Below are 23,586 nucleotides of genomic sequence, written 5' to 3'. Positions count from 1 at the left end.
TCTCGGAGAAGTGGACGAACAGGTCGTCGCCATCCTCACGCGAGATGAAGCCGTAGCCCTTGTCCGGGTTGAACCACTTGACGGTACCTTCAGCCATGCCTGACTCGCTTTCCGCCCACGATGGGCTTCACAACGTGCGGCCCCTCACCACCTCGTTGAGCGTGCGTTCTTTCGGAACGGAGCCCACCGAGCCAGACCCGACGACCGCGAACCTGCGAGCCGAACCCCGACCCGCAGTTCGAAAGTCTATCCACGAGTGCGGCGCAAGGCAAGATTGGCGCCCGCGGGCGACGGTAGAGCGGCGACGGCACCTACGACTCGTCGATGAATCCCCAGTCGTCATCGTCGGCCGAAGACGTCTTCTCGGCAGGTCCCGTCGCCTTCGATTCAGCCGACTTGGCACTCGACCTGGGCTCAGGTGCAGGCTCGCCAGCAGCACCCTGTCGCCTGATGGTCACGAAGAGGAACACGATGGCACCCGCAAGCGCGACAGCGAGGCCGATGACAAGCGGAGTCAGACCCTGGGACCCGCTCGACCCGGCAGTCGTGGCCGCGGCCCCTGTCGTGTAGCTGAACGAGACGGTCTGCTTCGCGCCCGGCTTAAGCTTCAGCGGGTCTCCGGAGAAGAGCTGTTCGCCCGCCGCATTCTCGTCGGGCGCGTCCGTCGGCGCCGGCTCGATCTTGACGTTCGCAACCCCTGCCGGCACTCGAACCGAGAACGATGTGTAGTCCGAGGACACGGACTGTATCCACTCGAACGTGGCGTTCGTCGAGTCTCCGTTGACAGTCAAGGCAGACATGTCGGCGTCCACCTGGGCGCTTCTCGTCTCCTCGAGGGTGAACTCGGCGTACTCGCCACCAACCGGGCTCTTCACGATCTTGTACTTACGTGAGGGGTCCGCCGCGAGGTCGCCGCCAAGCACCTCACCGGCCCACTGAACGGTCGCGCCTGCCGGCACGGGAATACGTACGGTCGCAGGGAGCTTGACGTCCTGCGGGACGGTCACGGCGCTGATCACAATGAGTTGACCGGCTTCGGACCACATCTGTACGTCGATCGGGCCACCTGCCGCCGGCGCTTTCGCAGCCGCCCCCATCGCCACGGCCGGACCCAGCGTCAGCGCGAGGACGGCCGTGAGCGCGACCAAGCGGACCGCGATGCGCGAATCTCGCGCGATCGCCCGCCGAACCCCTGAGATGAAGCCTGCCATGCGACTACCCTTCTCGCGTGATGCGGGCCCATCGAGCCCTGAGCGCGGTCATCGTATCACGCGACTCGCGCGCTCCACGCGGTCTCCACACCCCTCCGAGAAGCGTTCGCTCAGGCCTTCACGATCCCGAGAAGCGACTTGAACTCGTCGGTTCCCGCCGCGCCGACGAGTTCGTACATGACAGACTCGGTGGTGGTCACGATGGCGCCCGCACGGCCGAGACGCGCCAGGGCGGTTTCGTGTGCACTCATGGCGCGCGAACAGCACGCGTCCGCGACGACGTGGACCTCATGATCGGCACGCAGCGCCGATAGCGCGGTCTGTGCGATGCAGATGTGGCTCTCCATCCCGCAGATGATGAGCTGCGATCGATCGGCCGCTCGGATAAGCTCAACAAACGACGGCTCACGAAAGCAGTCGAACGCGACCTTATCGGCCCACTCCACTGACACCGTCTGAGACATCGCCTCAGCGCACTGACGAAGCTCCGGCTCGATGTCGCCAAGCCCCTTCGGGTACTGACGCGTCACGATGATCGGGACGCCCACAAGCGCCGTGGTTCGCATCAGACGGGATGTCGTGGCGATCACTGCCTCGCGGCGCTCCATCGTCACCGCGAGTCGTTCCTGGATGTCGACGACGACCAGAACCGCATCCTCACGGCGCGCAATGCTCATCGGGTCACTCATTCGCTCCGACCTCTCTCGTTGGTACGCACCGGCGCGGATCACTTCGGTGCAGAAAGACCTCTTTGGGGATTCTGTCATGCTGTCACTCGGGTATATAGCGTTCTACCGGCGAACGGCCGGGTCACATCCGCGAATGATACGAAAGGAGCTCCACATGAGCGACGCTCCCGTCCTCGGCGGCTTCCACCGCATGGAGGACTTCGACACGGCAGACGACTTCACCAAGAAGCACACGCCGTTCATCGATGCCGCACGCGATGGCGACACTGTGAACGTCACGGTCGCTGTCGGGCACTACGTTGGGCACCCCAACACCGCAGACCACTTCATCAACTACATTGAGTTGCTGGCGAATCACGTCCCTATCGCGCGCTTCGACCTGTCGGCCGTCGCCGTCGACCCGAAGGTACAGGTCACGCTTCACCTGGACCCGGACACGAAGCTCATGGCGGTTGCCAGCTGCAACCTCCACGGCGTCTGGACCGCAGAGACCACCGTCTAGACCGACCTCCACCTGCTCAAACAGCGGCCGCGTCGCCCCGCACGGGTGGCGCGGCCGTAGCGTTCAGCCAACACGAAGTCATGGGTGACGCCAAACCTCTAGTTGGCGCGTGAAGGGTCAAGCGCACCGTTGAGTGCGTGCGCCTGTTCGCGCCTCACGGTCGCCAGGATGATGTCGCCCTCGGAATCGAAGATGTCCGCTTCAAGTTCGAGTGCCTCGACAAGCTTCATCACAAGCCTGTCGTCGAACCCGGCGATCTCGACGAAGGACACCATCGACTGCGGAGACAACCGCAGAAAGAGACTGGGATCCATGTCGACAACGAGCCCAATGGCCTCGCCGATGATTTCAAGCGGCTCAGACACGTCAGCTCCTCCGCGGAAGCGAACGAACGCCTCACGCAGAGCGGAACCCATCTGCTCGATTATGCGCAGGATGTAGTCTGACTGGTACTGCACGCCGAGCGCTCCCTTTCGCGACTCATCGACTCTCCGCTTACGAGATTACCCTTCCCCAATCCGGTTCGCAGCCGGGCGTGTCCGTCTGTGACGGAAATCACTCTCCGAGCGTCGCCTGGAGACCCTCAACCCCGAGAACCTCGCACAGCCGAGTGAATCTGCGACGTTCCGCGCGTTCGACCCGCGGCGTCCCGCTGGTGGGGGCGTAGAAGATCCCGTCGTAGGACTGATCGCCGTCGGCGACCAGGGTCGACGAGCGTATCGCTTTCCTGAGCGCCGAGATCATCGAGATGGGATCCTTGAGCAAGAGCATCCCCTCGGCATCCGCCTTCTCGTAGCTGGCCCGGTTGAGCGCCCGGCCCCACAAGGTCACGATCCACGCTGCAGTCACCACCGCCACGTAGGTCACCGCGATGACAACCGCTGCGAACACAACCATCGCGATCGCTCCCGCGCAGCCGGAGTCGTCCGCCCCGAGGTCGAGACACCCGCTTCCGGCGTCGGCGCAACCATCGAACCCACCCAGGGTGCAGCCGGGATCGCCGCAGCCCGTGTCGGCGCAACCGTTCGCCGCACCGCCTGCGACGTGGCGCGACTCACGGACGGCACGAATCGGCCCCATAAGCGCGGCCAGCGCGGTGCCGAACATGATGTCTCCTGCGACGATTCTCGCAGTCAGCGTAGCGATGACAGCTCGCAGCTCCTCGGGAGAGTAGTCTGCGAGCATGCCCTCCGTGATGCCGATGGTGGCCCGCTTTCGGACGGTCCCGATCGCGAACGCGTTCTGGCTGTCGGTGGTGAGCACCAGAATCGCGGGCGGTTCGGGCAGCCCGGCTGCGATAGCCATGTCAGCGGTCACCCTGCGCAGCTCGCGGCCCTCCCCCTCCCCGAGGTCACGCCCCCCGAAGCGGTTGCGCACCCAATCCTCGGCGTTGGACAGTTGAACCGCCGAAAGCAAGCCGCCTACCACGAGCAGCACCATCAGCGCGATGCCCACCACGAGGGCAAGTCCCCGCCAGTAGTCGCCGAACTCATCGGCGAACACGAGGCCGATCAACGCTCCGGGCGTAGCGACGAGCGCCGCCGTGAGCAGCACAGCCGAGCCCGACACGAACAATGCGACGAATATCGTGAGTTTTGTGCGGTTCGCATCGACCCGTGCCCAGAGTGGCTGCAGCCGGAGCGAACGACCGGCGACTTCAGCCTTCATCTCGTCATACCCTCGGGATTACGAGGAAGAGCAGCGTGAGCACCACGGCGACGGCAGCACTCACCACGAGCTTGATGCGGAGCGGAATGCGTGGCGATATCCAGAGCAGGACGTATCCCACCGGAAAGAAAATCAGGAAACCCAGCAGGATACTGAGCCACCGAACGCCCCAATCGTTCTCCTGGAGAAGGCCTGCGTTTAGATCCGGCTCGTACGACTCGACCTGGCGCAGGTCCGCGCCCTTCTCACCGAGTATGCCCTTGGGGTGGTTGGGCGGCAGCTCACTGACGCCGCTGTCCAGCGCCCGCTCGAACTCCTCGCGATCCTCGGGCGAAAGTTCATCCACGGAGCGCAGGTGTGTGGGCAGATCGCTCATCAGAACAACCCCGATTGGTCCGGCGCCGAAGCGGGCACTGCGAGGCCGAGGTGCTCGAACGCGCGCATCGTCGCTTGTCGCCCCTTGGGAGTACGCACGAGCAGTCCAAGTTGGAGCAGATACGGCTCGTAGACGTCCTCGAGGGTATCGGGCTCCTCGCCAACGGCGCTGGCCAGCGTGTTGAGCCCGACCGGCCTGCCCGAGAACGTCGCTGCGAGCGTGGAGAGGATGCGGTTGTCCATCGAATCCAGTCCAAGGTGGTCGACCTCGAAGAACGCGAGCGCCTCAGCGGCGATGTCCTCGTTGATGACGCCGTCGTGTCGAACCTGCGCAAAGTCGCGGACGCGCTTGAGAAGCCGATTCGCAAGTCTGGGAGTCCCCCTACTGCGCCTGGCCATCTCTTGCGCGCCCTCGGCGTCGACCTCGACCCCGAGTATGCCGGCACTGCGCGACACGATCGAGCACAGCTCATCAGGCGTGTAGTAGTCGAGCCGGAACGCCATACCGAATCTGTCGCGCAGGGGGCCGGTCAACAGCCCGGTACGCGTCGTCGCACCGATGAGCGTGAAACGCGGCAGCTCCAGGCGAATGGAACGCGCTGCGGGACCCTTCCCGATGACGATGTCGAGCGTGAAGTCCTCCATCGCGGGGTAGAGCACTTCTTCCACGACGCGGTTGAGCCGATGAATCTCGTCGATGAAGAGCACATCGCGTTCTTCCAGGTTCGTGAGAATGGCAGCGAGATCGCCGGCGCGCTCGATGGCCGGCCCGCTCGTGGTCTTGAGCCGCACTCCGAGTTCGTTGGCGATGACCTGCGCGAGTGTGGTCTTCCCAAGCCCCGGGGGGCCTGACAGCAGAATGTGATCCAGCGGCTCATCGCGGCCTCGCGCCGCCTCGATGAGCACCGAGAGGTTCTCCTTGACGCGGGTCTGTCCCAAATACTCCGACAGGTTTCGCGGACGCAGCGAGCGATCGATCTCCAGATCGTCTTCGGTGAAGCCCGCCGAGACCAGGCGCTCCGGGTCGCCGTCACCGGGAGCCGGCGTCGCACCCGCCTCCCATACGGTGCTCATCGGCCACCGCCGAGCCGTACCAGCGCGTGGCGCAGGAGTTCCTGCGCACCGGCATCAGAGGACGCACCCTTGAGCGCAGCAGAGGCCTCCGCTGCCGAGAAGCCCATGCCGAGTAGCGCATCAGTCGCTTCGGCCAGTGCGGCCCCGGCGCCACGCCGGCCCGATGCGGCACCGGAGTCCGCTGTGGGCCCGAGTTTGTCCTTCAGATCGAGGATGATTCGCTGCGCCGTCTTCGTGCCGATTCCGGGCACGCTGGAGATTGTCGCCACATCTTCCATGGCGACTGCGGATGCGATTTCCTCAGGGGAGAGCGCCGAGAGCGCCGCCAGGGCAACCTTCGGCCCCACTCCCGAGACGGTGATGAGCGCTTCGAACGCCGCCTTCTCGGCCTCACTCTCGAAGCCGAACAGCGAGAGTTCATCCTCACGCACGTGCAGATGTGTGTGGACCAACACCTCGTCGCCGAGCGCGGGCAGCGAGGACAGCGAGGCGGTCGACATCGCAAGTCGATAGCCGATTCCGCCGACCTCGAGGAGGCAGTGGCCCGCGCCCTTGTGGGCGACACGACCGGTGAGAAACGCGATCATGCGCCGCGCCTCTCGAGCGCGGCATGTGCACGCAGATGGGCATGGGTGATCGCAATCGCCAGAGCGTCCGACGCGTGATCGGGCTTGGGATCGTGGTCCAGGCACAGAAGGGTGCGAACCATGTACGCGACTTGGTGCTTGTCTGCCGTACCGCTGCCGACCACCACGCTCTTCACCTGAACGGGCGAGTACTCGCCAAGTTCAAGCTGGGCATCGGCGGTCGCGAGCAGCGCCACGCCGCGCGCCTGGCCCGTCGCGAACGCGCTCTTCGCGTTACTTCCGAAGAACACGCTTTCGATCGCGCACTCGGCTGGCGAATAGCGTTCAATGACCGCGCGAATCTCGTTGTGGATGACGGTGAGCCGCTGAGCGAGGGGTTGCTGGGCAGGCGTGGAGATGCAGCCGTATGCAAGAGCCGAACAGCGAGAACCATCTTGATCGACGACACCCCAGCCCGTGTTGGCGAGCCCCGGGTCGATACCAAGGATGATCACGCAGTCACCGCCCCTCATCGCTCCCAATCGAACATATGTTCAGGGTAGCAGCAGCCCCTGACGCCGTAAAGTTGAGCGCCTGCGAGGCAAGCCGAGCCGGGTCAGGCGTCGAGCGCGGCGGCGATCTCGTCGGTGATGTCCATCGTCGTGTAGACGTTTTGGATGTCGTCGGACTCCTCGAGCTTGTCGACGAGCCTCATGACCTTCTTGGCTTCCTCGACGGTGACTGCGGCAGGGGTCGTCGCCTCCATAACGAGCTCGGCACCGCGGACCGCGACACCTGCGGCCTCAAGTGCCGCGCTCACCGAGGCGAGGTCACCGGGGGTGGTGTAGACGATCCACTCCTCGTCCCCGCCGTCCTCGAGGTCCTCGCCGCCGGCATCGGCCACAAGGAGCATCAGCTCGTCCTCATCGGCGATGGTGGTCTTCTCGATGAGAATCTGGCCCTTGCGCTCGAACTGGAACGCCACCGAACCGGTCGCACCGAGGTTGCCGCCCGCACGCGCGAAGGCGGCGCGCACATCGGCAGCCGTACGATTGCGGTTGTCGGTCAACGCCTCAAGGTAGACGGCGATTCCTGCCGGCCCGTAGCCCTCGTAGACCACTTCGTCGAAGTTGGCCGCGTCGGCACCCGCGCCGAAGGCCTTCTTGATGGCGGTATCGATCTTGTCCTTGGGCAGGGAGTAACTCTTCGCCTTTGCAATCGCCGCAGCAAGCGACGCGTTGTTCTCGGGATTGGGGTCGCCACCGGTCTTCGCCGCGACGGTGATGATGCGCGTCAGCTTGGAGAAGAGCACCGAGCGCTTAGCGTCGACCGCACCCTTGCGATGCTTCGTCGTCGCCCACTTCGAGTGTCCGGACATCAAATCCTCGTTTCTTCGCTACACGACCGCGCGTGCAAGTGCCTGCCACGAACGGACCGGGGGTTCACCGCGCAGAGCATACCCGATACGCTTGCGCCCATGTAAGGTCAGCGCCTCTACGCCGACTCCCGAGGAGACCGAGTGAGACCGCGAATCTACGTCGCCTACACAGGCGGCACGATCGGGATGACCGCGACGGAGCACGGCTTCGCACCCGAACCGGGGTGGCTCCGCGGACCCATCGAGGCGTTGATCGAGGCGTCACGTGACGAGCCGCCCCACGTGGAGTTCGATGAGTTCGACCCGATCATCGACTCGTCCAACGCCACGCCCCGGACGTGGTCACGGATCGCGTCCGCTCTTTGGGATCGCCGCGATGACTTCGACGGGTTCGTGGTGCTGCACGGCACCGACACCATGGCCTACACCGCGTCCGCGCTCTCCTTCCTGCTGCCCGGCTTCGGCAAGCCCGTGGTGATCACCGGTTCGCAGGTCCCGATGAGCGTGGAAGGGAGCGACGGCCAGCAGAACCTCATTCGCGCACTGGGAGTCGCCGGTGGCGACGCGATCCACGAGGTAAGCCTGTTGTTTGGCTCGAAGCTGTTGCGCGGCAACAGGGCCACCAAGGTCGATGCCGCCGGGTTTGACGCGTTCGACTCGCCGTCGTTTCCGCCGCTCGGGAGGCTCAACCCGTCAATCCGCTACGACACCCGCATCGCGCCACCTGCACCACAGGGGCCGCGGCTGCTCCGGTGCGGTCTCGCGCACGTCGCAGCCGTCCGGCTGTTCCCCGGCTTCGAAGCCCGCGTCATTGAGAGCCTGTGCAGGCCGCCGCTCGAAGGCCTCGTCATCGAAGCGTACGGTGCCGGCAACGGGCCCTCGTCCGACGCGGCGTTCCTTGGCGCCATCGAAGCGGCGACGGCAGCCGGCATCGTGGTGGTCGTGGTCACGCAGTGCCTGCGCGGATCTGTGGCACCGGGCGCGTACGCATCGGGTAGCGCGATGATCTTGGCAGGCGCGGTACCGGGATTCGACATGACGAGCGAGGCCGCGCTCACGAAGTTGGCGGTGCTTCTCGGCGAGGGAATCCCATCGAGTACAGTCGCCGAGATGATGCAGGCCGACCTGGCCGGAGAGCTCACGCACCTGGGCTGACCAGCGACACGCCTACCCGCCGATGACTTCCTCGATGAAGTAGCGGTGCACCCGTGGGTCGCCGGTGAGCTCCGGGTGGAAGGTCGTTGCGAGCATGCGTCCCTCTCGGGCTGCGCAGATGTGTCCTTCGTGCTCTGCGACTACCTCGACGTCGTCCCCGACCGATTCAAGCCACGGAGCGCGGATGAACACGCCGCGAAACGGCTCTCCGATGTGCTCGAAGTCCAGGTCGACCTCGAACGAGTCGACCTGCCGGCCGTAGGCGTTGCGTCGCACGGTCACATCCATCAGGTCGAGCCCACGCTGACCCTCGATGCCGTCGATGACGTTCTTCGCGACGAGGATCGCCCCCGCGCACGTCCCCCACACAGCCATCCCCTGAGCGTAGCGCGCCGCAACGGGCTCGTAGAACCCGTAGCTCACCATCAGCTTCGAGATCGCCGTCGATTCGCCCCCGGGGATTATCAAACCGTCGAGGTCATCGAGCTGCTCTGGCAAGCGCACCGCGGTCGCGCGAGCATCGAGCGCCTCGAGTGAGTAGATGTGCTCGCGAAACGCGCCCTGCAGTGCCAGTACGCCGACGTGCACGCTACCAGCCCCGCGGAGCCATGAGCTCGCTTTCGGGGATGTCGGCGATGTTGATGCCGACCATCGCCTCGCCCAGATCGCGCGAGACCGAAGCAAGCACGTCGGGGTTGTCGAAATGAGTCGTGGCCTCGACGATTGCCTTGGCGCGCTTGGAAGGATCACCGCTCTTGAAGATGCCGGAGCCGACGAACACGCCGTCGCATCCCAGCTGCATCATGAGCGCAGCGTCCGCCGGAGTCGCGATGCCGCCCGCCGAGAAGTTCACGACCGGCAACTTGCCGTTGTCGTGTACCCACTTCACGAGCTCGTACGAAGCCTGAAGCTTCTTGGCTGCATCGAACAGCTGCTCATCGCGCAGGCCGACGACCCAGCCGATCTCGGTGGTGACAGCGCGCATGTGGCGGACGGCCTCGACGACATTGCCGGTACCGGGCTCACCCTTCGTGCGCACCATCGCTGCGCCCTCGGCGATGCGGCGAAGCGCCTCACCGAGGTTGCGGCAGCCGCACACGAACGGCACGGTGAAATCGTGCTTGTTGATGTGGTACTCCTCGTCTGCGGGCGTCAGCACCTCGGACTCATCGATGTAGTCGACCCCGAGGGACTGCAGTATCTTCGCCTCGACAAAGTGGCCGATGCGGCACTTCGCCATGACCGGGATGGTGACAGCAGCGACGATGCCCTCGACCATCGAGGGGTCAGACATACGCGACACGCCACCTTGCGCTCGAATGTCGGCAGGTACGCGCTCGAGAGCCATGACGGCCACCGCGCCCGCGTCCTCGGCTACCTTCGCCTGCTCGGCGTTGACGACATCCATGATGACGCCGCCCTTGAGCATCTCGGCAAGACCCGTCTTGACCCTCAGAGTGCCGATTTCCCTGCTCGTGTCTGCCACGTGGTACTCCTTCTGAACGCTGGCGCGGCCGCTGGCGCGGACCGCACGGAATGGGTGCGAGTAGGTTTGGATTCTACCCGCCTGCTCGATGTAACAACAACCACCCCACAGGTGCGGAATGGGTCGGCTCATGTGCGCTCGCTGCGCACCGCCCGGAAGTGGGCTACTTCTTCTTCATGGTGATGTCGGTCTCGGTCTTGATGACCTGGAACCAGGTACGACCGGGCGTGAACTTGACCGGACGCCCCTTCTTGTCGGTGAAGACCGGTGCGGTCTTGCGATCGGCCTTCCAGGTGGCGTTGTAGACCTGCCCGTTGCGGAAGATGGTCGCTTTACCCTTGGTTCCCAGATCGATATCCCACGTGACGCCACCGTGCTTGTCGATGGTCGCCTGCCGATACTTCGCCCACATCACAACGACGTTATCAGCGGTGATCTGCTTTCCGGTGTTCGCATCCTTGTGTACAGCGCCGCTGTTCCAGCGCTTGTACTTCTTCGTCTTGGTGTCGTAGCGCCACTCCACCCGGTTGTACGAAGAGAACGGGATCTTGATCCGGGTCACGGTAGGCGTGGCCGCCGAGCTTCGCTGGTCAAAGTCCATCGGAGTGAGGGTCGCGGTTGTCTTGTAGCCGAGTCGCTTGGCCTCCTGGTACGCCTTCTTCGTGTCGAGCAGGAGGTTATGCGGGGCGTTGCGGTTGGACACGCGGAAGTATGCGCGCGATGCCCGATTGTGCGAGAGGTCGATGATGTCGTGCTCTTTGAGCACCCGATTGACCGCAGCGCTGCGTCCGGAGTAGAAGAACAGCCCCTTGTACTGAGGGACGATGTACTGGTCCGAGAGACGCCCGCTTCGCACAGGGCCGACATTCTCGGGCAGCTTGCTCTGGAAGATGCAGTTGAAGCGCGTAATCCCGCCTTCGACCACGGTCTCGTAGACAAGGTCGGCCGAGTTCAGGCCGATCTGAGGACGAGCTGCATCGAGGTTCTCGATCTTGACAGAGAGTGGCCTTCGCTTGGTCGCAGCCTCAGTGGGGGCCTCAAGCCCCGTGAACGGCCACATCGGCGGCACGGGAGGCTCAGGGACGACCCGCTCACTGTCAGCCTGCGGCCATACGGCGATGACCTCCGCCTGCTTGTTGGAGGCGCAACCTCCTGCCGCGAGTGCGGCGAAGAGCAGCACAAACCCAAGCAGCCGAACACGTACACGCAAACCAGTCATCTCCGAGCCCCTTCGTAGTCGGTCCCTCGCAGTCTTGCAGAGCGTCGTAGGGAGGGTCAAACGGACCCGCGTTGCCGCGAGCGCCGTCGGGCGCGTAGCATTGGTACCGGAGGTGCGACTATGCCGTGTTACCTACTGCACATGATTGAGACCCCGAACGCCGCGCCGTACGCGGATTCGGAGATGAAGGACGTCGTCGGGGAGTACCCACGGCTGTTCTGTGCGCACTGCACTCCACCGCTCGAGCTACCGCCCTCCGACAGTGTCCGCTGTCTGCAACAGGCGACTCCGTGTTGGCGCGATCCTGCCCCCGACGCCGCGCCGGCCGACGGGCCACCGGGCTAGCCGCCCGAGCGGCCTGCCTGCGGCAGTCGGCGCTTGTACGCCCACACAAGCACAAGTGCGCCCGCAATCAGAACAGGTAGGCTCAACATCTGACCCATGGTGACTCCACCCGGGAGAAGCCCGATCTGGATGTCCGGCTCCCGGAACAGTTCCACAAATGCCCTGAAGACCCCGTACATGACGAGCAGCCAACCCAGCATGACGCCGCGAAACGGCGCAGGTCGGCGAGTGGCGAACCACATCATGACGGCGAAGATCACCACACCCTCGAGTGCCGCCTCGTAGAGCTGCGACGGGTGTCTCGGCAGGTTGCCGGCGCCCGGGAACGTCACAGCCCATGGCACCGCCGTGACCCGGCCCCACAGCTCGTTGTTGATGAAGTTGGCGACACGCCCGAGCAGCAGACCGACGGGCGCGCATGCCGCACCGACGTCCATCAGCGTCATCGCCGGCATGCGAAGCATCCGGGACACAATCAGCCCTGCGATGACGATTCCGGCAAGCCCACCGTGAAACGACATCCCGCCGGTCCAGATGGCCAGCACCTGCCCCGGCGATCTCAGATAACCGGCACCTCCGTAGAACAGCACGTATCCGAGCCGTCCGCCGATGACCACGCCGATAACCGCACCGAGGATGATCGTGAGCAGGTCGTCGTCGGTGAGCCCAAGTTTCCATCGACGCGCGAGCCAGCGGGCGATGAAGAACGACGCGACGAAGGCCGTGAGGTAGGCGAGCCCGTACCAACGAACCTGAATCGGGCCGATCGCGAACGCCACCGGGTCGATGGCCGGATACGTGATGAACGACAGATCCATCAGTGAATGTTCACGATCGCGTGGCGGTCACTCACTGCTAGAACTTGACCTGCGGGACTTCGTTGGCGGCCGTCTCGGCCTCGAAGTACGGCCTGGCGGCGAAGCCAAACATGCCGGCGAGCAGGTTGTTCGGGAAGGTCTGGATGGCGGTACTCAGACTCATCACCGAGTCGTTGTAGAACTGTCGCGCATAAGCGATCTTGTTCTCGGAATCCGTGACCTGGGCCTGCAGGTCCAGAAAGTTCGTATTGGCCTTGAGGTCGGGATACGCCTCGGCCACGGCGAACAGCGACTTGAGGGCCGAGCTGAGCTGGTTCTCCGCCTGGCCCTGGGCCTCGACGCCTTGCGCGCTCATGGCGGCAGAACGAGCCTCCGTCACCTGCTCAAACACCCCTGACTCATGAGCAGCATAGCCCTTGACCGCCTCCACGAGGTTGGGGATCAGGTCGTATCGGCGCTTGAGCTGTACGTCGATCTGAGACCACGCATTATCGACGCGGTTACGCAGCACCACGAGGCGGTTGTAGATCGCAACGACCGCGAGCGCGAGAACGAGCGCAATCCCTCCGAGTGCCAGACACGGCAACCACAATGGCATGGAAGTCCCTCCCTGTTCGCCTGATGGACGAAGAGCCTCGCGCAACCACGAGACTCAGCACTCGTCCTGTTCGGAATCGTAGCAGATGAACGGCGACGGACGGTGTGCGCTCCTGCGACGTCAGGCGCTCCTAACGCGCTGTATCCATCTCTGCGAGAGCGTCTTCAACGCACTCCACCCCCGAAAGCTGACGGCGGAAGTACTCACAGTACGCGTCGGCTATACCCCCGTCGTCCTCCCAGTCGGCAACGGGATGCGGCTCATCACCGGAAACGACCTGCACCATGCCCGCGAGCGGCGCCGGGAGCCCCTCGCCCTCCTCTGCCAGCGCCTCGATGGCTGACAACAGGAAACTGGGAACCATGGCCGCAACAGTGATCTCGGTGCCGCACTGCGGGCACACGAACGTGATATCGGCGCGCTCAGACTCACGGATGACGACCGTGTCGATGTCCTCGAGAGACACCGTGACGGAGCCGTCAACGGGGCAGGTGATCTCGAACTCCATGTCAGCCAGCCTCCTTGGGACGCGCCCTTTGTGGGATTGTACCGCGACACCGCGCGGCTCACACTCAATTGTGCTGGCCGTTACGGTGGCAAGAATCGCGCCATGATGGTGTAGGATTTCCGTCATGTCCGACCCAGCTCCCACATCCGTCCAGCCCACACCCCATCCCGACCATCATCGTGAGGTTACCCTGCACGCCTCGCCGACTCGGCGGTTCGTTCGGGGAACCGAGTTGGGTCTCCCCATCTTCCTGGGCTACATGCCAGCGGGAATGGCGTTCGGCATCTTGGCACGCACGCTGGGATTCTCGGTATTCGCCGCGACGACCTGCTCCGCGACCGCGCTCGCGGGTGCTGGCCAGTTCATCTCCCTTTCGGTGCTCGGCACGGGCGCGATGGCCCCGAGCGTGCTTGCGGCGACCACCGTGGTCAACCTGCGCTATGTGCTTTTCGCATCGACACTCTCGCCCTACCTGCACGGGCTCCCGATGCGAATCCAAGCGGGGCTCGGATTCACACTGACCGACGAGACATTTGCTGTGAACGTGGCCGATCTGCGCGCGGGTCTGGCGACGCCTGCATCGATGCTCGGAGTCGGAGCGATCGCGTGGACCGGCTGGGTGTTGGGCACCATCATCGGCGCGGTCGGAGCAGGCTGGATCGGCGACCCGTCACGCTTCGGGGTCGGCTTTGCGATGCCGGCGATGTTCACAGCGCTGTTCCTGGCGTTGTCGGAGAACCGTCGCCAGGTGGCGATGGGGCTGGTCGCCGCCGCCATCGCGCTTGGGCTCCCGCTGCTCGCCCGAGTGGGCGTGGCCATCCCGTCCAGCTGGTTCATCATCATCTCCTCGATGACCGCCGCGACCGCCGGGGCGGTGATCTGGCGTGAGGACTGATGTCGCGCAGGGCACCATCTGGATGGTGATCGCGGGGATGGCCGTCATCAACTTCGCAGTCCGATTCCTGCCGATCGCGGTCGTCTCGCGCATCGATCTGCCCAGACCGGTGATGCGCTGGCTTTCGTTCGTGCCGGTCTCCGTGATGGGCGCCCTCGTCGCATCCGAGGTTTTGCGGCCCGGTGGCGTCTGGGCCGATCCCCTGACCAGCCCGAGCGTGTACGCCGCACTGCTCACAGGCGTCGTGTTCAGCATGAGCCGGAGCTTCCTGGGAGCGACCGTCGCGGGGATGGCGTCCTTCGTTGCACTGCAGCAGCTCATCCCCTGGCTGCTGGGCTGAGTGAAACGCGTTTCGCGCCGTTCTCGGGTGCGCTAGACTGACCAGCACACCGCCCCTAGCCGGGACGAGACCATCGCCAAAAAGGAGCGCCGCATGGCCCGCGTTCGACCGTTCCGAGGACTGCGTTACCGCACCGACGGTCCCGATGTGTCTTCACTGATCGCCCCCCCGTACGACGTCATCAACGACGAACAGCGCACTGCGCTGCTTCAGGGCAATCCCCGAAACGTCGTCGCGCTCGAACTCCCCGAGGGCCCGCTCGATCCCACGCAAGCCGGCAACCGCTACGAGACAGGCGCCGCGACGTGGGATGAATGGCGCAAGGATGGCACGCTTGTCGCCGACGACGGCCCGCGTGTATACGTGCTCGAGCAGCGGTTCAGTGTGCACGGATCGCCCGTTCGGCGCCGAGCTTTCATCCTCGAGGTGGGCCTCGAGCCCTTCTCGGCGGGCGTGGTGCTTCCACACGAGCGCACACTCCCAAAGGCCCTGGGCGACCGCTTCGAGCTCACCAAGTCGACGTCCGCGAACCTGAGCCAGGTGTTCGCACTGTTCGATGACGCCGAAGGCACCACCGACGCACTGTTCGATGCAGCGACCGCTGCCACTCCGGTCGCGCGGGCGACCGACGCGGACGGTGTCTCGAGCACGCTGTGGGCGTCGGCCGACACCGATCTGGCTGCGTCGTTGAGTGTGCTCCTCGCCGACAAGCGGATATTCATCGCCGATGGGCACCACCGATACACCACGGCGTTGGCCTATCGGGACCTGCGGCGCGAGCAAGCTGACGCGGCTTCCGAGAACACCGACCCGGCGTACGACTATGTGATGATGGCGCTCGTCAACATGGAAGATCCCGAGCTTGTCGTCATGCCGACCCACCGCGTGGCCACATCGGCGACACCCCTCGACCCCAAGGCATTCAAGGCGGCGCTCGCACGCTGGTTCGAGTTGTCGGTCCCGCCGACCGAGAAGCCGTGGCACGCGCTGGATAGCATCGATCGACCGGCGTTCCTCGTGAAGACGAGTGACGACGACGCGCCACTGCTTGCCGTACTGCGACCCGATGTCGACATAGATTCTGCGATTCCACTGGAGCGCTCCGCGGCATGGAAGCACCTCGATGTCGCAGTGCTGCAGGAGCTGATCCTCGATCCCCTGCTCGACATCCATCCTGACCGCCCCGACACACTCGACCGGCTGGCGTTCGTCAAAGGTGCCGAAGCCGCGCTTGAGATGGGTCGCCAGGACTCGGTCGCATTCGTGCTGCGCCCAACGCGGATGGATCAGCTGCGGGAGGTCGCCATGGCGGGCGAGACGATGCCGCAGAAGAGCACGTACTTCTACCCGAAGCTACTCTCAGGCCTCGTGTTCCGCAGCTGCGACTAGCCGGGCTTGCGCGCACCGACTCCTGTCGGGGTCAATTCGACGCGGCGTGCGCACACCGATCCGAGCCGGCAGGCGTCGCACAACGGCACCTTCGGCCTGCACCAATCCCGCCCCACAAGCCAGGTAGCGAGATCGAGCGTGCCGGGCGCGTCCGGACAGGCTGCCGAGGCGGCCGCTTCAATCGCTTCGGGCGTATCCTCGTCAGCCAGGCCGCTGCGCAAGAACACCCGTCGCACGTGGACGTCGAACGCCACCTGCCCGCACTCTCGCCCCTCGAGCTGAACGCCGAAATGTCGCGTGAGTATCTCTGCGGCCATCACGGCCTTCTTGCGACCGATGCCCGGGAAGCACGACAGACGCCTCGTCACCTCGTCAACGCGCACGCCATCAGGCCAGATGCGAGCAGCGTCGCCGCCGTACTCGCTGAGGAGCTTCTGCGAGGCGGCAACGATCCATTTCGGGAGGGTCTCCTTGAACCGATGAAGCATCGGTGGCGTCTGCACGGCATCGCGCACAGCAGTAGGGCTCGAGGCGAGAATCGACGGATCGAGCGTCCCGATTCGCTGCAGCAGCTCCCACGGTGCGGACCAAGCACGCTCAGCAGGAATGCCCTGCGTGAACAGGACTCCCAGCAGAAACGCATTGGGACTCGACTCCAGTAAGGCATCGGCGTCGACGTTGCCCGAGAAGCCACCGCCCACCTGCGCGGCCTGGGCGGACTCAAGTTCTCGCCCGTAGCGAATCAGGGCATCGGCGACCTGCGGGTTCGACATCTTGGGCTGCGCCGTACCTAGTGACGGAGCGACTGCACCTTGATCTTGTGGATCAGGACTTCGCGCTCCTCGGGCGTGTAGGCGTCCTGGAACTTGCCGAACGCCTTGACCTCGGCCTCGAGTAGAATCCCGCGTGCGATGCGATGCAGCGCGTAGAGCGCGCATGCGACAGCCCCGGCACAGAACAGATCACTCACGAGTCCGTAGACGCCGCTTGGCTCCTCGTTCCTGCAGCTCATGACTCCCCCTCTCTGTGGACGCCCCGTGTCAGCGCCCATCGACTTCACTCGCTGCAGCGCGGTCCGTTCGTAAGGAAGAACCCGCAGAACTTGCAGCCATCCTTGATCGGCACACTTCGATCTACCGTCGGATCGAAGATCAGAGCCGGATCCGTTGTGAGCTCATAGGTGGACCTATCGCATGTCGCGAAGGCGCACTTCGTCGGGCAGTTGTCTTTGAAGTCGACCGAGTGCGGGCACTCGCCCTGCATCTCTTCGTCGCAGCCCCGCTGCTCCCAGCACTTCGCCATAGCTCTGTTGCCTCCAGGTCGTTGCGTGCGTCGGATTGTACTATGCGAATGCCGTGCCTGATACGCGTCCGGCCGACGCCCGCTCACGGGGCGAAGGTCAAGCGCTTGGGGTAGACTACACCGCGATGCCAGAATCGACCCAACACGCCGAGTACACGACAATCGTCGCCGGAGCAGGTCCTGCCGGCGTGATGGCAGCGTTCCACGCCGCAGCTCGGGGCTCCGTGTTGCTCGTTGACGCGGCAGTCCTGCCGCGAGACAAGAGCTGCGGCGGCATGCTCAACGAGTACTCGCAGGAGTTCCTATCTCACTTCGGCCAGATGCCCGACGACATGATGCTCGAGCCGAAGTGGGTCAACTTCCGCTATCACGACTGGGATCGGTCAATTCGCAAGCCAACCGAGCTGCGCTTCCTCAACGTCGACCGACGCGGATTCGATGACTGGCTGGTGGGCCTTTTGCCCGAAAGCGTCACCGTCCAGGGCGCAACCGCCGTCACCGGGTTCGAGCAGGATGCTGATTGCGTCCGCACCTCTCTCAAGTGCGGAGATGTCACGCGACAGGTGACCTCGCAGTACCTGATCGGGGCCGATGGTCCACGCTCGTCCGTCCGGCGGCAGCTAGGCGTCGGCAGCGTCGCGAACTACGTCACTCTGCAGGACTTCTGCCGCGTCGAAGGTGACATCGAACCGTATTTCGACTGCATCTACATGCGCGACATCGGCGACTGCTTCGGCTACGCCTACGTCGTGCCCAAGGGCGACACGGCGATCATAGGATCGGTGTTCTACCCCAAGACGACGCGTCCCCACGAGAAGCACGAGCAAGTCATCGAGATGCTGCGTGCCAAGTTGCCGCTGGGGGAATCGGTCAAGCGCGAAGCGTGGGTCGCACTGTCTGTCCGCCACCGGGACGACGTGGTGCCCGGAATCGGGCGTGTGCTCCTCGCAGGCGAAGCCGCCGGCTTCATGTCTCCCTCGTCAGGCGAGGGTATCTCGTACGCGCTTAACACCGGCCGACTCGCCGGAACCGCCGTCGCCGATTCGGCGCCCGGCCGCGCACTCGACTCATACAGCTCGGCCACCGCCCACATTGCTGCGAACATCGCGCGCAAGCTCAAGTGGCTACCGTTCATGGAGTCTCGTACCGGTAAGTACCTGGCGGGATTCGTGCCGACCCCCATCGTCAGCAGGATTACCAAGGGGCTCTAGGCGCGGCCTACTCGGCGTGGTTCCAGTTCTGATACATCCGGCTCGGCGTGGTCGCCGACTGTCCCTGGTAGCGGCTGCGCAGGTCCGGGTGCCCGTATGGCCGGTCGACATCCGTCGACATCCTGGAGAACGAGATCTGACCGATCTTCATCCCCGGCGAGAGCAGGATGGGTAGGTTCGCCACATTCGACAGCTCGAGCGTCAGGCGACCATCCCAGCCCGGATCGACATACCCGGCCGTCGAGTGGATGAGCAGGCCTAGCCGTCCGAGCGAGCTCTTCCCCTCAAGACGCCCGACGACGTCCTCGGGCAACCTGATGCGCTCGATCGTGGTACCCAGTACGAATTCACCCGGATGCAGAACGAACGGCTCTTCCCGTGAGGCCTGCACCGGCTCGGTCAGCCCGACCTGTTCGCGCGCAGGGTCGATATAGGGGTACCGAGAGTTCCGGAAGACCTGAAAGTCATCGCCCAGATGCAGGTCGACGCTTGAGGGCTGAATATCTTCCGGATCACATGGATCGACAACGATGCGACCCGCAGCCATCTCGATCTTGATTGTGCGATCGGAAAGAACCATGACGCTGCACTCCCTCTCACCAAGCGCGGCCCGCACCCCACTCAGGGGTTCGGGCCGCACCGCGGTCGCTAGTTCAGATTGACGGTGCTACGCGCACTTGCTGTACCCGCACGAGCGGCACACAGAGCAGCCGCTCTCGTGCTCGAGCGAACCACCGCACTCGGGGCAGGCACCGGCAAGGTTGTCGAGCGAGTCGGTGTGCTTGCTTACGCCTGCACCAGCAACTCCCGTCTCCATGTACTGCAGTGCGTGCTCCAAGACAATGCCCACGCCGTCTGCGCACGAGAGCACCTTGCCGCCTTCCGCCCATGACGGCGACGGGCACCTGATGCCGCGCAGGTGCTTGATGATGGCCTCCGGATCGACTCCCGCACGAAGCGAGACCGAAATGAGTCGAGAGAGGGCCTCCGACTGCGACGAGGCGCATCCACCGGACTTGCCCATCTGAGTGAAGACCTCACACACGCCCTGGTCGTCCCAGTTCACGGTGACATAGAGGTTGCCGCAGCCGGTCTGGATCTTCTCAGTGCGCCCCATGGTGATCTGCGGACGAGGCCGCGGCTCAATCTCGCCGTGTACAGCAGCCGACTCCGCCTGTCCCGCACGCGCCGACTTGCCCGTCGTGAGAACTTGGCCGGCCTTGCTGCCGTCGCGGTAGATGGTGACGCCCTTGACCCCAAGTTCATAGGCGAGGTCGTACACGTAGCGGACGTCATCGGCCGTGGCCTCATTGGCGAAGTTCACTGTCTTGGAGACAGCGTTGTCGCAGTACTTCTGGAACGCCGCTTGCATGCGCAGGTGCCAGTCAGGAAGGATGTCATGCGCTGTCACGAACGCGCGCTGGACGTCTTCGGGGACCTCGTCGATGCCGTGAACCGAGCCATGGTCGGCGATGAGCTGCATCAACTCTCGGCTGTAGAAGCCGCGCTTGACCGCCATGTCCTCGAACAGCGGATTGACCTCGACGAGCCTGTCGTTGTCCATGACCGTACGCACATAGGAGACCGCGAAGAGCGGCTCAACGCCCGATGAGCAGTTCGCGATGATCGAGAGCGTGCCGGTGGGCGCGATGGTCGTCACGGTCGCGTTGCGAATGGCACCGCCTTCGGGCGTGTCGTAGACAGACCCCTCGAAGTTCGGGAATGCGCCTCTCTCCTCAGCCAGCTTGCGCGATGCGAGCTTAGCCTCGGCATCGATGAAGCCCATGATCTTCTCGCCGAGCGCGACGCCTTCCTCGGAGTCGTAGCCGATACCCATCTTGATGAGCATGTCCGCCCAGCCCATGACGCCGAGGCCGATCTTGCGGTTGCCACGCGCGAGTTGGTCGATCGCCTCAAGCGGGTACTGATTGACTTCGATCACGTCGTCGAGGAACCGAACGCCCCGGTGAACCACATCGGCGAGATGATCCCAGTCAACCACGGGTCCTGACTCCGTCAGTCGTACGAACTTCGAGAGGTTCACGGACCCAAGGTTGCAGGCCTCATACGGTAGCAGGGGCTGCTCACCACACGGGTTCGTCGATTCGATCTCACCCAGGTGCGGTGTGGGGTTATCGCGATTGATGCGATCGATAAAGATGATCCCGGGATCCCCTGTGGCCCACGCCATCTCAATGATGAGGTCGTAGACCTCGCGCGCATCGAGCTGACCGGCAATATCCTTGGAGCGGGGGTTGATCAGGTCATAGGCGGTGCCAGCCTTCACGGCCTCCATGAACTTCTCTGTGAGCGCGACCGAAATATTGAAGTTCGCGAAGTCACCGTCGGCCTTGCAGCTGATGAAGTGAAGGATATCGGGATGATCGATACGCAGGACGCCCATGTTCGCTCCACGGCGTGTCCCGCCCTGCTTGACGGCCTCGGTCGCCTGGTTGAACACGCGCATGAACGAGACGGGACCGCTCGATACCCCCTGCGTCGAACGTACCTGGTCGCCGCCCGGACGCAGTCGCGAGAAGCTGAACCCCGTGCCGCCTCCAGACTTGTGGATCAGCGCGGTATCCCGGACAGCGCCGAAGATGGACTCCATGGAGTCTTCCACGGGCAGCACGAAACACGCCGACAACTGCTGGAGCTCGCGCCCGGCGTTCATGAGCGTCGGGGAGTTCGGCAGAAACTCCAGGGAGGACATGAGGTCGTAGAAGTCGTGCGCGACCGCAGCGACCGACGCATCGTCGGCCCCCCACGCCCGTTCTGCACTTGCTATGTTCTCGGCCACCCGAACCAGCATGTCAGACGGGTTCTCTGTCGGGTTGCCGCTCTCATCCTTGTTGAGGTACCGCTTCTGCAGGACCTTAAGCGAGTTGGGACTCAGGATCTCATCGATGGCGTGCGAGTAACCGGTGGCGCCGGTGGCTTCGGACATGGGCACTCCCCTCTCATTAGCACAAGACGATGCAGGCAGGTGGCCCCCGCAGCCTGCATCGGACACAACATATTGAGGCTCACCCATCCTAAGACCGTACATATAGTGCGTCAATTCGAAAATGACGAGCGGCACCCGTCGCGTGCCGTACGGCAGTCCCGACAGTTCGGCGCCCGTTCCCGACCTTCCGACGAGCGGCATCCACGCGTACCGGGGCAGGCCAGGGCCATCACCCTTGCCGCAGAATGCAAGAACGCCACCCCGGCTCTATGGCCGAGGTGGCGTTCGATACTTCACAGCAACCTGATGACTAGACGGGCTCGACTCGGACTACCTCGGGGAGGTTCTCCTTGAGGACGCGCTCGACACCGTTGGCAAGAGTCAACTGCGACATCGGGCAACCGCGGCACGCGCCAACGAGCTGAACCTTGACGACGCCGTCGTCGGTGACGTCGACCAACTCGACATCGCCACCGTCCGCCTGGAGGGCCGGGCGGATGAGATCGAGAACTTCTTGTACGCGTACCTTGTCCATGTGACCCTCCTAAAGGGGCTTATCTCCAATGGCATGACGCTACGAAACGCCATGCAGTCTCATTAGCGAGTACCGTACCACAATCATGACCGATGTTGTCACGTTTCCCGTGGACGGCTGCCGGCAGCGTACGAACGGTCGCGTCGCTCAACTTCCGGACAATAGAAAAGAGCCGTCGGATGTGCTCAGCAGCGTCCTACTCTCCCACGGCCTGACGCCGCAGTACCATCGGCGCTGGAGGACTTAACTACCGAGTTCGGAATGGGATCGGGTGTACCCCCTCCGCCATAACCACTGAGCACATCCGACAGCTCTCGTCGGAATATATTCCATTGTGAATGCGACACACGGGTGCCTGCACCCTGAATGCTGCATAGCGCGATCACTTCTCAGAATGAGATCAAGACCTCGGCCTATTAGTACTGCTCGGCTGAACACATTGCTGTGCTTACACCTGCAGCCTATCAACCTCGTAGTCTACGAGGGGCCTTACCTGGTTAACCCAGTGAGAGACCTCATCTCAGGAAGGGCTTCCCGCTTAGATGCTTTCAGCGGTTATCCCGGCCGAACGTAGCTAACCAGCGGTGCCGTTGGTCGACAACTGGTACACCAGAGGTTCGTCCATCCCGGTCCTCTCGTACTAGGGACAGATTCCCTCAAATCTCCTACGCCCACGGTGGATAGGGACCGAACTGTCTCACGACGTTCTAAACCCAGCTCGCGTACCGCTTTAAATGGCGAACAGCCATACCCTTGGGACCTACTACAGCCCCAGGATGCGATGAGCCGACATCGAGGTGCCAAACCCTCCCGTCGATGTGGACTCTTGGGGAGGATCAGCCTGTTATCCCCGGAGTACCTTTTATCCGTTGAGCGACGGCCATTCCACTCTGAGCCGCCGGATCACTAGAACCGACTTTCGTCTCTGCTCGACTTGTAGGTCTCGCAGTCAAGCTGGCTTATGCTCTTGCACTCTACGAACGATTGCCAACCGTTCTGAGCCAACCTTACGTGCGCCTCCGTTACATTTTGGGAGGCGACCGCCCCAGTCAAACTACCCACCAGACACGGTCCCCGACCCGGATTCACGGCGTCGGGTTAGATCGCTAACTTGCCGAGGGTGGTATTCCAAGGGTGGCTCCACAGAAACTGGCGTCCCTGCTTCACAGCCTCCCACCTATCCTCTACACGACAAACCAACGATCAATGTCAAGCTGTAGTAAAGGTTCACGGGGTCTTTCCGTCCTACCGCGGGTAATTCGCATCTTCACGAATAATACAATTTCACCGAGTCTATGGTTGAGACAGCGCCCAAGTCGTTACGCCATTCGTGCAGGTCGGAACTTACCCGACAAGGAATTTCGCTACCTTAGGA

The 23,586-nt window shown here is 63.7% G+C and carries 28 protein-coding genes and 2 rRNA genes; 6 read left to right on the top strand and 24 right to left on the bottom strand.

Annotated elements, in window-relative coordinates; translation table 11 throughout:
• From HGB10_09245 to HGB10_09235, 3 genes are all read right to left on the bottom strand, one after another.
• On the bottom strand, nt 1-97 hold a 97-nt coding region (locus tag HGB10_09245; protein NTU71985.1), incomplete at its 3' end, for a cold-shock protein.
• A 214-nt stretch (nt 98-311) separates the two neighbouring features.
• Nucleotides 312-1,211, bottom strand: a complete 900-nt coding sequence (locus HGB10_09240; protein ID NTU71984.1) for a hypothetical protein — start codon at nt 1,209-1,211, stop codon at nt 312-314.
• Nucleotides 1,212-1,321: 110 nt separating this feature from the next.
• Nucleotides 1,322-1,888 (bottom strand): isochorismatase family protein, encoded by a 567-nt coding sequence (locus HGB10_09235; protein ID NTU71983.1) that lies wholly within the window; start codon nt 1,886-1,888, stop codon nt 1,322-1,324.
• Nucleotides 1,889-2,054: 166 nt separating this feature from the next.
• Here HGB10_09235 and HGB10_09230 point away from each other — a divergent pair, with 166 nt between their 5' ends.
• The gene (locus HGB10_09230) at nt 2,055-2,402 is read left to right on the top strand and encodes a hypothetical protein (GenBank protein ID NTU71982.1); all 348 of its coding nucleotides are present in this window, start codon (nt 2,055-2,057) and stop codon (nt 2,400-2,402) included.
• A gap of 98 nt (nt 2,403-2,500) precedes the next feature.
• Here HGB10_09230 and HGB10_09225 read toward each other — a convergent pair whose 3' ends face one another.
• From HGB10_09225 to HGB10_09195, 7 genes are all read right to left on the bottom strand, one after another.
• Nucleotides 2,501-2,860, bottom strand: a complete 360-nt coding sequence (locus HGB10_09225; GenBank protein ID NTU71981.1) for a hypothetical protein — start codon at nt 2,858-2,860, stop codon at nt 2,501-2,503.
• 97 nt (nt 2,861-2,957) lie between these two features.
• Nucleotides 2,958-4,070: a M48 family metalloprotease gene (locus HGB10_09220; protein ID NTU71980.1), complete on the bottom strand. Its 1,113-nt coding sequence runs from the start codon at nt 4,068-4,070 to the stop codon at nt 2,958-2,960.
• 4 nt (nt 4,071-4,074) lie between these two features.
• Nucleotides 4,075-4,446 (bottom strand): hypothetical protein, encoded by a 372-nt coding sequence (locus HGB10_09215; GenBank protein NTU71979.1) that lies wholly within the window; start codon nt 4,444-4,446, stop codon nt 4,075-4,077.
• Nucleotides 4,446-5,519 carry a Holliday junction branch migration DNA helicase RuvB gene (gene ruvB / locus HGB10_09210; protein ID NTU71978.1) on the bottom strand — a complete coding sequence of 358 codons (1,074 nt, stop codon included), beginning with the start codon at nt 5,517-5,519 and terminating at the stop codon, nt 4,446-4,448. Before ruvB ends, HGB10_09215 begins: the two co-directional genes overlap by 1 nt.
• Nucleotides 5,516-6,106 (bottom strand): Holliday junction branch migration protein RuvA, encoded by a 591-nt coding sequence (gene ruvA / locus HGB10_09205; GenBank protein ID NTU71977.1) that lies wholly within the window; start codon nt 6,104-6,106, stop codon nt 5,516-5,518. The genes ruvB and ruvA overlap by 4 nt, the downstream gene beginning before the upstream one ends.
• Nucleotides 6,103-6,600, bottom strand: coding sequence for a crossover junction endodeoxyribonuclease RuvC (gene ruvC / locus HGB10_09200; protein ID NTU71976.1), 498 nt, complete (start codon nt 6,598-6,600; stop codon nt 6,103-6,105). The genes ruvA and ruvC overlap by 4 nt, the downstream gene beginning before the upstream one ends.
• Nucleotides 6,601-6,701: 101 nt before the next feature.
• On the bottom strand, nt 6,702-7,463 hold the full coding sequence (locus tag HGB10_09195; GenBank protein NTU71975.1) for a YebC/PmpR family DNA-binding transcriptional regulator: 762 nt from the start codon (nt 7,461-7,463) through the stop codon (nt 6,702-6,704).
• A gap of 141 nt (nt 7,464-7,604) precedes the next feature.
• On the opposite strand from HGB10_09195, the gene ansA reads away from it, so the two are divergent.
• On the top strand, nt 7,605-8,618 hold the full coding sequence (gene ansA, locus HGB10_09190; GenBank protein NTU71974.1) for an asparaginase: 1,014 nt from the start codon (nt 7,605-7,607) through the stop codon (nt 8,616-8,618).
• Nucleotides 8,619-8,630: 12 nt separating this feature from the next.
• Here the strand turns inward: ansA and pdxT are convergent, their stop codons facing one another.
• The 6 genes from pdxT to HGB10_09160 all read right to left on the bottom strand — a co-directional run bounded on the left by pdxT (nt 8,631) and on the right by HGB10_09160 (nt 13,592).
• Nucleotides 8,631-9,206 (bottom strand): pyridoxal 5'-phosphate synthase glutaminase subunit PdxT, encoded by a 576-nt coding sequence (gene pdxT / locus HGB10_09185; protein ID NTU71973.1) that lies wholly within the window; start codon nt 9,204-9,206, stop codon nt 8,631-8,633.
• A 1-nt stretch (nt 9,207) separates the two neighbouring features.
• Nucleotides 9,208-10,236 (bottom strand): pyridoxal 5'-phosphate synthase lyase subunit PdxS, encoded by a 1,029-nt coding sequence (gene pdxS, locus HGB10_09180; protein NTU71972.1) that lies wholly within the window; start codon nt 10,234-10,236, stop codon nt 9,208-9,210.
• A 31-nt stretch (nt 10,237-10,267) separates the two neighbouring features.
• A complete protein-coding gene (locus HGB10_09175) occupies nt 10,268-11,323 on the bottom strand; it encodes a DUF3048 domain-containing protein (protein ID NTU71971.1) in 1,056 nt (351 codons plus the stop codon).
• A gap of 341 nt (nt 11,324-11,664) precedes the next feature.
• Complete coding sequence (locus HGB10_09170; GenBank protein NTU71970.1) at nt 11,665-12,486, bottom strand: prolipoprotein diacylglyceryl transferase; 822 nt, start codon at nt 12,484-12,486, stop codon at nt 11,665-11,667.
• 37 nt (nt 12,487-12,523) lie between these two features.
• A complete protein-coding gene (locus HGB10_09165; protein NTU71969.1) occupies nt 12,524-13,084 on the bottom strand; it encodes a LemA family protein in 561 nt (186 codons plus the stop codon).
• A 130-nt stretch (nt 13,085-13,214) separates the two neighbouring features.
• Complete coding sequence (locus tag HGB10_09160; GenBank protein ID NTU71968.1) at nt 13,215-13,592, bottom strand: hypothetical protein; 378 nt, start codon at nt 13,590-13,592, stop codon at nt 13,215-13,217.
• 124 nt (nt 13,593-13,716) lie between these two features.
• Between HGB10_09160 and HGB10_09155 the strand changes: the two genes are divergently transcribed.
• The 3 genes from HGB10_09155 (at nt 13,717) to HGB10_09145 (ending at nt 16,216) form a co-directional block, all read left to right on the top strand.
• Nucleotides 13,717-14,487: an AzlC family ABC transporter permease gene (locus tag HGB10_09155; GenBank protein ID NTU71967.1), complete on the top strand. Its 771-nt coding sequence runs from the start codon at nt 13,717-13,719 to the stop codon at nt 14,485-14,487.
• Nucleotides 14,477-14,827, top strand: a complete 351-nt coding sequence (locus tag HGB10_09150; protein ID NTU71966.1) for an AzlD domain-containing protein — start codon at nt 14,477-14,479, stop codon at nt 14,825-14,827. Before HGB10_09155 ends, HGB10_09150 begins: the two co-directional genes overlap by 11 nt.
• A 93-nt stretch (nt 14,828-14,920) precedes the next feature.
• The gene (locus HGB10_09145; protein NTU71965.1) at nt 14,921-16,216 is read left to right on the top strand and encodes a DUF1015 domain-containing protein; all 1,296 of its coding nucleotides are present in this window, start codon (nt 14,921-14,923) and stop codon (nt 16,214-16,216) included.
• Here the strand turns inward: HGB10_09145 and HGB10_09140 are convergent.
• Genes HGB10_09140 through HGB10_09130 form a run of 3 tightly spaced genes read right to left on the bottom strand, consistent with a single transcriptional unit; the run spans nt 16,213 to nt 17,518 of the window.
• Nucleotides 16,213-16,989, bottom strand: coding sequence for a hypothetical protein (locus HGB10_09140; protein NTU71964.1), 777 nt, complete (start codon nt 16,987-16,989; stop codon nt 16,213-16,215). The genes HGB10_09145 and HGB10_09140 overlap by 4 nt on opposite strands.
• Nucleotides 16,990-17,006: 17 nt before the next feature.
• Nucleotides 17,007-17,228 (bottom strand): hypothetical protein, encoded by a 222-nt coding sequence (locus HGB10_09135; protein NTU71963.1) that lies wholly within the window; start codon nt 17,226-17,228, stop codon nt 17,007-17,009.
• A 44-nt stretch (nt 17,229-17,272) separates the two neighbouring features.
• Entirely contained in the window at nt 17,273-17,518 is a 246-nt protein-coding gene (locus HGB10_09130) for a hypothetical protein (protein NTU71962.1), read from the bottom strand.
• A 125-nt stretch (nt 17,519-17,643) separates the two neighbouring features.
• Between HGB10_09130 and HGB10_09125 the strand changes: the two genes are divergently transcribed.
• Nucleotides 17,644-18,729: a hypothetical protein gene (locus HGB10_09125; protein NTU71961.1), complete on the top strand. Its 1,086-nt coding sequence runs from the start codon at nt 17,644-17,646 to the stop codon at nt 18,727-18,729.
• 7 nt (nt 18,730-18,736) lie between these two features.
• On the opposite strand, the gene HGB10_09120 is transcribed toward HGB10_09125, so the two are convergent.
• The 5 genes from HGB10_09120 to HGB10_09100 all read right to left on the bottom strand — a co-directional run.
• The gene (locus tag HGB10_09120) at nt 18,737-19,309 is read right to left on the bottom strand and encodes a dCTP deaminase (GenBank protein ID NTU71960.1); all 573 of its coding nucleotides are present in this window, start codon (nt 19,307-19,309) and stop codon (nt 18,737-18,739) included.
• Between the two features lie 87 nt (nt 19,310-19,396).
• Nucleotides 19,397-21,676, bottom strand: a complete 2,280-nt coding sequence (locus HGB10_09115) for a vitamin B12-dependent ribonucleotide reductase (GenBank protein NTU71959.1) — start codon at nt 21,674-21,676, stop codon at nt 19,397-19,399.
• A gap of 310 nt (nt 21,677-21,986) precedes the next feature.
• On the bottom strand, nt 21,987-22,211 hold the full coding sequence (locus tag HGB10_09110) for a NifU family protein (GenBank protein ID NTU71958.1): 225 nt from the start codon (nt 22,209-22,211) through the stop codon (nt 21,987-21,989).
• A gap of 183 nt (nt 22,212-22,394) precedes the next feature.
• A 5S ribosomal RNA gene (gene rrf / locus HGB10_09105) occupies nt 22,395-22,510 on the bottom strand.
• Nucleotides 22,511-22,603: 93 nt separating this feature from the next.
• A 23S ribosomal RNA gene (locus HGB10_09100) occupies nt 22,604-23,586 on the bottom strand; the annotation flags it as partial.

The organism is Coriobacteriia bacterium, assembly GCA_013334745.1.
GTDB lineage: Bacteria > Actinomycetota > Coriobacteriia > Anaerosomatales > JAAXUF01 > JAAXWY01.
This window is presented reverse-complemented; position numbering and strand designations above follow the sequence as displayed.